Raw genomic sequence first — 10,085 nt, forward strand, 5'->3', positions numbered from 1 at the left:
CCCCCCCCCCCGCGGGGGCCGGGGGCGCCCGGGCCCCCGGCCCGGGCCCCCCCCCCCCCCCGCCGCCAACCGGGGGGGCCCCGGGGGGGCCCCCCCCCCCCCCGCCGGGCGGTGCCGATCCGCAGTCCGCGCCGCACGGGATTCCGCAGCCGCAGCAGCTCGCCGCGCCGCACGGGACCGGCCCGGTGCGGCAGCCGCGTCCGGAGCAGGGGCCGCCGCCCGAGGCCGGCGCCCCGCTGCCGCCGGCACCCGAGCAGGCCGCACCTGCGCCGGGTGCTCCGGTCCCGCCGGGTCCGGAGCAGGGCCAGCCGCGTCCGGAGCAGAACTCGCCGCGCCCGGAGCAGGGACCGCCAGGGCCCCAGCCGCCACCCGGACCGGAGCAGGCTTCGCCGCCGCACGGCACTCCGCTGCCTCCAGCACCTGCGGGGTTGCCTCCAGCACCTGCGGGGCCGCCTCCAGCGCAGGCGGGCTCGCCGTCCGGCCCGGCGGGCGCACCTCCGGTCCCAGCGGGCCCGCCACCGGCGCCGGAGGGTGTGCCACCGGTGCCGGAGGCAGGGCCCCGGCCGGGCATGCCGCCGCACGGGGCCCCGCCGCCGCAGGCGCCCTCGCCCCAGGGGCCGCCGCCCGGTGCTGCGGCGCGACCTCCGATGCCACCCCGGCAACCGGAGCCGCGCCCCGAGCCCTCGCGCCCGGCCGAGCAGCAGCGACCCGAGCCACCGCGACCCGTCGAGCAGCAGGAGAGCCCGCGCCCCGAACCACCGCGTCCGGCGCCGCAGCCCGACCGGTTCGAATCCCGCCCCGACGGCGGCTTCGGCCCGATGAGCTCGCGGGCGCGCACCTCCAGCCAGCGGCCCGCCCGCCGCAGCTCCTGGGCGGCGGTCGACGAGGTCCAGCACGAGTCGCGCGAGCGGGAGTTCAGCACCGGCGGCTACCGCCCGGGCGAGCTGGACGAGGGCAACCGCGGCCCGCAGTTCCTGCTCGAAGCCGACGACGTCTACGACGACGAGTACGGCGGCGGCCGCTTGGTGGCGCCGCCGGTGCTCGGCGAAGCGCCGCCGGGGTACCGCGACTTCTGAGGAGCACCGAGCTCCGATCCCTGACCGGCGGGCTCCGCACCGAGCCCGCCGCACCGAAGGTGAGATGCGACAGCCGATGGTCGACACGATCGCCCTCTCGCTGCCCGCCGTGGACGTCCTCGGCGAGCAGCTCAACCTGGACGTCCGGCAGTACCCGTTCGAACTGTCCCGGCCGGAGGAGTCCGCCGACGAACGGGCCCGGCTGGTGCGGCAGGTGTGGGGCGAGCTGGAAGCCGCCGGGCTCGCCGCCGACGGCAGGCCCGAACCGGAGGTGGAGGACGCGCTGTACCTGCTGTGCGGGTCCGAGGTGTCCATCGCCGCGGCCGGGTTGCTCGACGTGCGCACGGGGCAGCGGCTGGCGGCCCGCGTGGTCGCCACCGGTGAGGTCGGGGTGGTGGGCGTGCTCGACGGGCGCGGGCTGCGGCTGGACTTCCTCGACCCGCACGACCTGCCCGAGGTGTGCGCCGACCTGCTGCCGCAGGCGCCGACGCCGCCGGGCGAGCCGGTGCGGGCGGAGCGGGCCGCGCACTCCCGGGCGCTGGAGGAGATCACCTCGCGGCACCGCTACCGGATCGGGCACTTCCAGGTCTCGGGTGGTGAACGCCGCGGCGGCGACCCGGCCGGGCTGGCCTGGTTCGACAACGACCTGGGCCGGTTCACGCTGCTCGGCGAGACCACGCCGGACGGTCGCGACGTGCTGACCTGCGCGCCCGCCGACCGGGCGGCCGTCGCCGAGCGCCTGTCCGAGCAGCTCTCCCGCCTGGCCCGCGCCTGACGCCCGGCGCGAAACGGTCCGGTTCGTCCCGAAACCGGTGGCCGTTGTTGTGACATGATCGAGTGCGAGCTGACTGCCGACCGGCACGCCCGGAACCTCCGCGGACGCCGACCCGACCGCGCGGCCCCCACCACCGCGAACGAGCTGGAAGACAGGCATTCGAGCCGCACGTCCCCGCCTGTGATTCGCATCCGCCGGAAGGCCGGTGGGTGCGTCGGCGGCCTCCGGTGCGGCAGGCTGGAGAGCGTGATGCAGGATCGGCAGACGGGGCAGGCGCGGACCGGCCCGGAAGACGGCGGGCCGGAGATCTCGGGGACCGGTGAACGGTCCGAGCAGGATTCGCTGATGGGGCTGCTCGGCGGCCGCACCAGCGCGTTGGACGCGAGCCTGCCGCCGGTGGCGTTCGGCCTCGGCTGGTGGCTCGGCGGCGAATCGATCCTCGCCGGTGGCGCGGCGGCCGTCGGCGTCGGCGCCGTGCTCGGGGTGTGGCGGCTGCGCGGGGGCGACCGGCCGCTGGCGGTGCTGGTCAGCCTGCTCGCGGTGCTGCTCGGCGCGGTGATCGCGCTCTACACCGGCAACGCCGCGGACTTCTTCCTGGCGCGGCTGGTCACCAACGCGGTCAGCGCGCTGATGTGGATGGTGAGCATCGCCGCCCGCTGGCCGCTGCTGGGCGTCATCGTCGGCGCGGTGCTGGGGCAGGGGAAGCGGTGGCGGCGTGATCCGGCGCTGCTGCGCGGCTACGGTCTGGCCAGCTGGGTGTGGGTCGGGCAGTACGCGGTGCGGCTGCTGGTGTTCATCCCGCTGTGGCTGGCCGATGCGGTGCTGGCGCTCAGCGCGGCGCAGGCCGTCCTGACCTGGCCGCTGGTGGCGCTGTGCATCGCGGGCAGCTGGTGGGTGCTGCGGAAGGCCCTGCCCTCCGATCACCCCGGGCTCCGGCACCCGCGGGTCGCCCAGGGGTGAGGTTTCGCCGCCCGCGGCCCCGGGTCCGCTGAGAACCCGTGGCGGAGCGGCCCCGCCACCGCCACGACCCGCCGCGCGACCGTCCAGCCCGGTCCGCAGGACCGAACCCGCTGCTCAGATCTCCGGGTAGCGGGGTGGCTCGCCGGTCAGGTCCAGGGCGGCCAGCCAGGCGGCTCCGGCGGCGCCCGGCCCCGCCGCGGGCAGCGGCACCCCGGGCAGCCGAGCGGCGAGTTCGGCGCGCAGCGCGGTGCCGACCGGGTTCCCGTCCGCGGTGAGGCCGCCGGCGAGCACGACCGGCCCGGTGTCCCGTCGCGCTCGCACGGCCGTGTCGGCGAGTTCGGCCGCGGCTCGCGCCACGATCCCGGACCCGGCGCCGCCCGCCGCGCAGTCGGCGGTGACCAGCGGTGCCAGTTCGGCGAGCCGGATCGGCGCGGCCCCGTTCACCGCGGTGATCAGCCGCTTGCGCAGTGCAGGCGGATCGCCCGCGGTGTCGCCGAGCACCTGCTCCAGCACGGCCCGGGCGAGCCCGGTGCCCGGCACTTCGTCCCGGTCGGTGGTGCGCAGCGCGTGCCGCACCGCTTCCCGGCCGAGCCAGAACGCCGAGCCCTCGTCGCCGAGCAGCCAGCCGTGCCCGCCCGCGACGGCCACTTCGCGGCGGTCCTCGATGCGGGCCGCGATGGCCCCGGTGCCCGCGATGAGCACGGTGCCGTCGGCGGCGCCGGTCCCGGCGGCGAACGCCACCTCGCAGTCGCTGACGACCCGCACCGGGCAGTCCAGCCCGAGGGACTTCCAGCCGTCCTCGAACAGCCCGGCCACCCGCGGGTCGGTCATCGCGCTCACCCCGGCCATGCCGAGCACCGCCGACCGCACGGCCGCGCCGTCGAGCCCGTCGAGCGCGGCGCGGGCGGCTGCCCCGACCTGCGCGACGGCCTGCTCCGGGGGGTGCGAGTTCGGGTTGCCGCCACCGGCGGACCCGCTGCCGAGCACCCGGCCGCCCCGGGGACCGACCGGGCCGCGGCTGGACGTGCCGCCGATGTCGAGGCCGAGCACCAACTCCCGCATCCGTCCGTTGTACCGCAGCGGGCGGGAGCGGGAAGCCCGCCCGCCCCGAGGTCCCCGCGGGGCGGCGAGCACACTGTGGGGCTGATCGCCGGGAGCCGGGGAAGGACGAGCGAGCGATGACCGTCGACGCGCACCACCACCTGTGGGACATCGACGTCCGGGACCAGCCGTGGATCACCGGACCCGAGATGGAACCGCTGCGCCGCGATTTCCGGCCGGCGGACCTGGCGCAGACCGTCCGCGGCACCTCGGTGGACACCACCGTGCTGGTGCAGACCGCGGCGGATCCGGAGGAGACGCCCGAGATGCTGGTGCTGGCCGATTCGGCGCAGTGCATCGGCGCCGTCGTCGGCTGGGTGGACCTGACCGCGCGCACCGCGCGGGAGCAGCTGGGGCCGCTGCTGTCGCACCCGGCGGGCCGGTGGCTGCGCGGTCTGCGGCACCGGGTGGAGGCCGAGCCGGACGTGGACTGGATGGTCCGGCCGGACGTGCTGCGCGCGCTCGCCGCCGTGGAGGACGCGGGGCTGCTGTTCGAGGTGGTGGCGCGGCCGGAGCAGCTGCCCGCGGTGCTCAAGGCGGCGGGCGAGTTCCCGCAGCTGACCTTCGTGCTGGACCACTGCGGCAGGCCGCCGGTGGGCGGGGACCCGGAAGGCTGGGCGGCACCGGTGCGCAAGCTCGCCGAGCATCCGAACGTGGTGTGCAAGCTGTCCGGCCTGGCGACCGCCGCCGGGTGGGGCCGCGAACCCGACGTGGACCGGCTGCGGCCCTGGGTCGACGTGGTGCTGGAGGCGTTCGGCCCGGGCCGGTTGATGTTCGGGTCGGACTGGCCGGTGTGCCTGCTGTCGGCGTCGTACCGCGAGGTGCTGGAGCTGACGTCGCGGTTGCTGGACGGCCTGTCGAAGCACGAGCGGGCCGCGATCTTCGACGGCACGGCCCGCGAGGTCTACGAGCTCTGACCTCCGTGCGCGGCGGTGGTCTCGGAAGGGGATCTTCGACGCATCCCGGGCAACCGCGTTTTTCCCGGCCCGGAACGGTGGTCATTTCTGACCCGTTCGGCGTAATCTGACGCTGCCCGCCTCACCCCGCCCCCTCGGTGAGGCGGGCTTCTAATGTTCCGGCCGGACCCCGCCGACGCAGGCGTTTCCCCGCGCGGCACCGAACGTGCTGGTCTCGGCACCGCGCGGAGCGGGCGTCGGCGGGTTCGCCCGAACAGACGATCAACGGGTGCGGGTCACCTTGGACAGCCCGCGCGGCCGGTCCGGGTCGCCGCCGCGGGCCAGCGCCAGTTCGAGGGCGAGCTGCTGCACCGGCAGGATCTCCAGCACCGGCGCCAGCTCCTCGGCGCACCCGGGCACCGGGATGTGGTGCTCCGCGGCGGGCCCGGAGCCGAGGGTGCGCACGTCGGCGCCGCGTTCGCGGACCACGTCGAGCACCTCGCGCATCGCGGCGCCGCCCCGTCCTCCGCCGCTGACCGCGAGCACCGCGGTGGCGGGGTCGATGGCGGCGACGGGCCCGTGCAGCAGGTCGGCACCGCTGTAGGCGCGGGCCGGCAGGTAGCTCGTCTCGGCGAGCTTGAGCGCCGCCTCCAGCGCGGTGGCCAGCGAGTAGCCGCGGGCGGTGGTGACCAGCCGCTCGGTGGAGCGCAGCCGCTGCACCGCCTCGCCGACCGCCGCGGTGCTCTCGGCCAGCGCCCGCCGCGCCAGGTCGGGCAGCCCGGCGGCGGCCTGCCCGGTGCCGCCGCGGATCGCGTCGACCAGCAGGTACAGCGCGAGCAGCGTGGCGCTGTAGGTCTTGGTGGCGGCCACCGCCAGCTCCTGCCCGGCGCGGACGTGCACCGAGAGCTCGGCGGCCGCGTTCAGCGCCGAGTCCGGCGTGTTGGTGATCGCGACGGTGGTCGCGCCGCGGCGGCGGGCGGATTCGGTGACCTCGATGAGGTCGGGCGAGCCGCCGCTCTGGCTGACCGTCAGCAGCAGCACGTCGCTGAGGTCGGGCTGCGCGCCGTAGAGGGTGGTGGTGGAGGGCGAGGCGAGCCCGGCGGGCAGTTGCAGCAGGACTTCGATGAGGTACTTCGCGTACAGCGCCGCGTGGTCGCTGGAGCCGCGGGCCGCCAGCAGCGCGAAGCGCGGCTTGCGCTGCGCGATGGTGCTCGCGACGGCGGCGATGTCGGTGGCTTCGAGCAGCTCGGCGAAGATCCGCGGCTGCTCGTCGATCTCGGCGCGCATGTTCTCGCCGGGGTTCGCCTCGCTCATGGGTGCCTCTCGCTGGGCCATTAGGTCTAGACCAATGTTATCGAACGTGCCGTGCCCCCGAGCGTGACCCGTGCGACACCGCTCCGGCCACCCGGCGTGCGGACCAAGATCATCAATGTGGGAAAACTGTGGAGAACGTGATGGGCGTGTCGTCGTTCAGGCATGCTGGACGGGCCAGGTGCGGTGCGCGGGTGGGCGAGCTCACCGCCACCGCGTGCGGCCACCCCTCGTGCGGGGAGGTGGCGGCCCGGGGCCGCGGCCGGACATCGGGTGATCGAGCGGCGGCCATCGCGGCAGGTTCGGCGTAGGAGGACGAATGCTGGAAACGTCGGTGTCCGGCGGGGCGGACACCCCGGTGCGCGCGCAGCGCGAACCCAAGTACTGGGGGCTCAAGCAGCACCTGCTGGACATGCTGCGCTCGCTACCCCCCGGCTCGCCGATCCCCACCGAGCGCGCGCTGGCCGCCGAGTTCGACGTCTCCCGCACCACCGTGCGCCAGGCGCTCGCCGAACTCACCGTCGAAGGCAGGCTGCTGCGGGTGCAGGGCAAGGGCACCTTTGCCGCCAAGCCGAAGGTCGCGCAGCGGCTCCAGCTCTCCAGCTACACCGAGGACATGCGCGCCCAGGGCCGCCAGCCCGCGTCCCGGCTACTGGAGGTCGTCGAGGAGCCCGCCGACCAGGAGCTCGCCACCCTGCTCGGGACCCGGCCCGGCTCGGCCGCGCTGCGGTTGCGGCGGCTGCGGCTGGCCGACGGGGAACCGATGGCCATCGAGACCACCCACCTGCCGCTGTCCCGGTTCCGCGGCCTCACCGGTCGGCTCGAATCGGGCGGCTCGCTGTACCGGGTGCTGCGCGAGCACTTCGGCGTGGAGCTCGGGCACGCCGACGAGACCATCGAGACCGCGCTGGCCAGCCCGGAGGAGGCCGAGACGCTCGGCGCCGACGTGGGCCTGCCGATGCTGCTGCTGTCCCGCCACTCCTTCGACTCCGCTGGCGAACCCGTCGAATGGGTCCGCTCCATCTACCGCGGTGACCGGTACAAGTTCGTCGCCCGGCTCAACCCGCCGCAGTGATCGACCGGCCCGGCACCGAGCCGGGTCCCGCGCTGTCTCCCGCGCCGACGGTGCCGCCGGAGACCGCAGCGCCCCTTTTCGGGGCCACCGGTTCGCGCCTCCGCGGCGCGCGGTTTCCGCTGCCCGGCGCAACGCCGGTTCGCCCTCCTCGCTTCGTTCGGACGCCGCCGAGATCGAAATCCGCGGGTGTTCTCCTCGTTACCCGAAGTGGTAGTCATCACGAAAGCGCAACAATCGGGAGAATTGTGGCGAGATCATCCGTTGACAGGTTCGAGAGAGCGCGCACCAGATCAAGTAGGAGCCACAGTGGCGAAGGAGAATGTCGAACGGGGGGCGACCGGAACCGACGACGATGAGCCCGCGGAAAAGAAATCCAAGAAGATCGAATTGTCCGCCACGCAGGTCACCGGAGGCGCGCTCGCCTCGGTGACCGCGGCGTTCCTCGGCTCGTACCTCGGAGTCGCGGGAACCGTGTTCGGAGCCGGTCTGACCAGCGTCGTCATCACCGTCGGCGGTGCCCTGTACCAGCGTTCCCTGGAGACCACCAAGCAGAAGCTGGAGGTCACCAAGGACAAGGCGAACGTCGTCGTCGCCCGCGCCGGGATCAAGAAGACCACCGCGATCCGGCAGCACGCCACCGCCAGCGCCCCGGCGTCCCGCCCGGCCCCGCCCGCGGACGAGGCCACCCGCAGGATCCAGGCGCCCGGGATGCACTGGCCCGGCGGTGAGCAGGTCGACCGCGACCCCGACGCGACCCGCAGGCTCGACCCCGCGGAAGCGCGGACCCGGATGCTGAACTGGGCGGTCACCTCGGGCGGTACGGCCGCTGCGGACGGCTCGGCGGCTTCGGGCGGCACGGCGGCTTCGGGCGGCACGGCGGCTTCGGACGGCTCGGCGACTTCGGACGACACCGGTGCGGCGAGCACCGCGCCGCGCGGCCGCCGCCTCCGCTGGGGCGTCGTCGCCGCGACCAGCGCCCTCATCTTCGGCCTCGGCATGCTCCTGATCACCGGGTTCGAAGGGGTGCTCGGCAAGCCGCTCTCCGGCGGCGACGGCGGCACCACGATCAGCAAGGTCTTCACGCCCGCGGCGAACCGGGACACCGGCGACCCCGCGCCGCAGGAGACCGGATCCGCGGAACCGACCTCCTCGCAGCAGCAGGAGAGCAGCTCCGAATCCGCGGAGCGGACCTCCGGCGAGCCGACCTCCGGCGAACCGACCGAGACCACCGAGACCGGGCGGAGCGAGGCCACCGAACCGACCCGCGAGACCGGCGCCTCCGAAGCCCCGCAGCCCACCGGCGAGCAGGGGCCCGAGTCCGGCCCCACCGGCGAGCGGGGTTCCGCGGGCGGCGAATCCGCAATGCAGGAGCAGCCCGACTCTCCGTGATCGGAGAGCAGCGAATGGTGACGATTCCCGGTTATCCGGCCGGAATGCCGGATAACCGGGAATTTTTGCGCGTCGATGCGTCGAAAGGTGGATGTGCCGGGCGGTGGCCCCCACCAATACTGGCTCCTCGTAGGGATCTTTGAGCCCCACCTCAAGGAGTAGGAGACCCACCTATGACGCGCAAGCTCGCGGCCAGAATGGCCGGGACGATCGTGCTGGCGGCCGGAACCGTCGCCGCCTTCACCATGCCCGCTTCGGCGACCGTCGCCCCCGCGCCGCTGGAGAAGGCAGCCACCCAGCTCGAAGCCATGCAGCGCGACTTCGGCCTCACCGCCGACCAGGCGCAGGCCCGGCTGCACAGCGAGGCCATCGCCAACACCGCGGACCGGACGCTGCGCGGCGTGCTCGCCGACGCGTTCGGCGGTTCGCGCTACGACGCCGAGCTGGGCAAGCTCGTCGTCGGCACCACCGACGCGAACCTGGTCGACGAGATCCGCGCCGCGGGCGCCGAGCCGAAGCTGGTCGAGCACAGCACCGCGCAGCTGGCCGGCGTCGTCGACGGGCTCAACACCCGCCAGGCGCCGCAGGGCGTCACCGGCTGGTACCTGGACTCGGCCGCCAACTCGGTCGTGGTCACCGCCGCCGAGGGCGCGGGTGCCGCCGCGAACGAGTTCGTGCACGCCACCGGGGTGGGCGCGCAGGCCGTGCGCGTCGTCGAATCCGCGGAGTCCCCGCGCATCCTCGCCGACGTGATCGGCGGCAACGCCTACACGATCGGCGGCAGCGCCCGCTGCTCCGTCGGCTTCTCGGTGGAGGGCGGCTTCGTCAGCGCCGGGCACTGCGGCAGCGAGGGCGACACCACCAGCACGCCGTCCGGCACCTTCGCGGGCTCCTCGTTCCCCGGGGACGACTACTCCTACGTGGAGGTCGCTTCCGGTGAGACCCCGCGCGGCCTGGTGAACGACTACGCGGGCGGCACCGTCGGCGTCGCCGGTTCGACCGAGGCCGCCGAGGGCGCCTCGATCTGCCGGTCCGGCTCCACCAGCGGCTGGCACTGCGGCACCGTCCAGGCCAAGAACCAGACGGTGAACTACGCCGAGGGCACCGTCACCGGGCTGACCCGCACCGACGCGTGCGCCGAGCCCGGCGACTCCGGCGGCTCGTGGCTGGCCGGTGACCAGGCGCAGGGCGTGACCTCCGGTGGTTCGGGCGACTGCACCAGCGGTGGTACGACCTACTTCCAGCCGGTCAACGAGATCCTGGACGCCTACGGCCTGACCCTGATCACGGAGTGATCGGGAGCCCGGTCACCGGGTGATGGCAGCCGGACGGGCTGCGTCTCAGCCCCACGAGACGCAGCCCGTCTTGCTTTTTCGCTGCTTCTGCTGCGTGGGGGTGGGGTGGCGGAACCTCAGCGGCCCCCGCGCGGGGGGGGGGGTTTTTGGTGTTGGGGCGGCGGCCCCGGCCGAAAAAGAGGAAGCGGGGGGGGCCCCCGGGAACCC

The 10,085-nt window shown here is 74.9% G+C and carries 9 protein-coding genes; 7 read left to right on the forward strand and 2 right to left on the reverse strand.

Annotated elements, in window-relative coordinates; all coding sequences use genetic code 11:
• Positions 1 to 647 precede the first annotated feature (647 nt).
• From LCD31_RS20950 to LCD31_RS20960, 3 genes are all read left to right on the forward strand, one after another.
• On the forward strand, positions 648 to 1,076 hold the full coding sequence (locus tag LCD31_RS20950; RefSeq protein ID WP_224960456.1) for a hypothetical protein: 429 nt from the start codon (positions 648 to 650) through the stop codon (positions 1,074 to 1,076).
• Between the two features lie 64 nt (positions 1,077 to 1,140).
• Complete coding sequence (locus tag LCD31_RS20955) at positions 1,141 to 1,851, forward strand: ESX secretion-associated protein EspG (RefSeq protein WP_224960442.1); 711 nt, start codon at positions 1,141 to 1,143, stop codon at positions 1,849 to 1,851.
• Positions 1,852 to 2,100: 249 nt separating this feature from the next.
• The gene (locus tag LCD31_RS20960; RefSeq protein WP_308011332.1) at positions 2,101 to 2,811 is read left to right on the forward strand and encodes a DUF3159 domain-containing protein; all 711 of its coding nucleotides are present in this window, start codon (positions 2,101 to 2,103) and stop codon (positions 2,809 to 2,811) included.
• Between the two features lie 114 nt (positions 2,812 to 2,925).
• Here the strand turns inward: LCD31_RS20960 and LCD31_RS20965 are convergent, their stop codons facing one another.
• Complete coding sequence (locus LCD31_RS20965) at positions 2,926 to 3,873, reverse strand: N-acetylglucosamine kinase (RefSeq protein ID WP_224960443.1); 948 nt, start codon at positions 3,871 to 3,873, stop codon at positions 2,926 to 2,928.
• A gap of 116 nt (positions 3,874 to 3,989) precedes the next feature.
• Here LCD31_RS20965 and LCD31_RS20970 point away from each other — a divergent pair, with 116 nt between their 5' ends.
• Entirely contained in the window at positions 3,990 to 4,829 is an 840-nt protein-coding gene (locus LCD31_RS20970) for an amidohydrolase (RefSeq protein ID WP_224960445.1), read from the forward strand.
• Positions 4,830 to 5,090: 261 nt separating this feature from the next.
• Here the strand turns inward: LCD31_RS20970 and LCD31_RS20975 are convergent, their stop codons facing one another.
• Positions 5,091 to 6,122 (reverse strand): SIS domain-containing protein, encoded by a 1,032-nt coding sequence (locus LCD31_RS20975; RefSeq protein ID WP_224960447.1) that lies wholly within the window; start codon positions 6,120 to 6,122, stop codon positions 5,091 to 5,093.
• Positions 6,123 to 6,438: 316 nt separating this feature from the next.
• On the opposite strand from LCD31_RS20975, the gene LCD31_RS20980 reads away from it, so the two are divergent.
• The 3 genes from LCD31_RS20980 (at position 6,439) to LCD31_RS20990 (ending at position 9,878) form a co-directional block, all read left to right on the forward strand.
• A complete protein-coding gene (locus LCD31_RS20980; protein ID WP_224960449.1) occupies positions 6,439 to 7,194 on the forward strand; it encodes a GntR family transcriptional regulator in 756 nt (251 codons plus the stop codon).
• A 387-nt stretch (positions 7,195 to 7,581) separates the two neighbouring features.
• A complete protein-coding gene (locus LCD31_RS20985; RefSeq protein WP_224960450.1) occupies positions 7,582 to 8,583 on the forward strand; it encodes a hypothetical protein in 1,002 nt (333 codons plus the stop codon).
• Between the two features lie 173 nt (positions 8,584 to 8,756).
• Positions 8,757 to 9,878 carry a S1 family peptidase gene (locus tag LCD31_RS20990; protein WP_224960452.1) on the forward strand — a complete coding sequence of 374 codons (1,122 nt, stop codon included), beginning with the start codon at positions 8,757 to 8,759 and terminating at the stop codon, positions 9,876 to 9,878.
• Positions 9,879 to 10,085: the final 207 nt, after the last annotated feature.

Origin of the sequence: Saccharopolyspora sp. 6M (assembly GCF_020176775.1) — a bacterium.
Lineage (GTDB): Bacteria > Actinomycetota > Actinomycetes > Mycobacteriales > Pseudonocardiaceae > Saccharopolyspora_C > Saccharopolyspora_C gregorii.